This is a genomic window from Acidovorax sp. GW823-FHT02H02 (genome assembly GCF_058797075.1).
Genome location: NZ_JBXAJH010000052.1, coordinates 1 through 594, shown reverse-complemented (window position 1 = coordinate 594; position 594 = coordinate 1). Strand labels below are relative to the sequence as shown.

At 62.3% G+C, this 594-nt stretch carries 1 pseudogene and 1 other annotated feature; the pseudogene reads left to right on the top strand.

The annotated features are described in order from the left end of the window. Positions 1-50: 50 nt before the first annotated feature. A pseudogene (locus AC1RDS_RS20995) lies at positions 51-594 on the top strand (transposase); the annotation flags it as partial. After that, positions 329-445: a sequence feature (AL1L pseudoknot), on the top strand. Its footprint overlaps the pseudogene before it by 117 nt.

The following is a 594-nucleotide window of genomic DNA, read 5'->3' as shown; positions in this document are numbered from 1 at the left end:
TGAATCGCCCCGGGTTTTGAGGAGGCTCTTTTCTCTGAGAGGATTGAGCTATGAAGAAGTCGAACAAGTTCTCGCCCGAGGTCCGCGAGCGGGCGGTGCGGATGGTGCAGGAGCACCGGGGGGATTACCCATCGCTATGGGCAGCCATTGAATCGATTGCCCCCAAGATTGGCTGCGTGCCGCAGACGCTGCATGAATGGGTCAAGCGAGTCGAAGTCGATACTGGGGTGCGCGAAGGCGTCACTACCAGCGAGGCGCAGCGGGTCAAGGATCTGGAGCGCGAGGTCAAGGAGCTGCGCCGGGCCAATGAGATACTGAAGCTGGCCAGTGCGTTTTTCGCCCAGGCGGAGCTCGACCGCCGGTTGAAGTCCTGAGGGATTTCATAGACAAGCATCGCGGCACCTTCGGGGTCGAGCCGATCTGCAGCGTCTTGCAGATCGCCCCGTCGGGGTATCGAAGACACGCGGCGCTACTGCGCGAGCCCGACAGACGCTGTGCTCGGGCCCGTCGCGACGAGCTGCTGGCACCGCAGATCGAACGCGTCTGGCAGGCCAATATGCAGGTCTACGGTGCCGACAAGGTCTGGCGTCAACT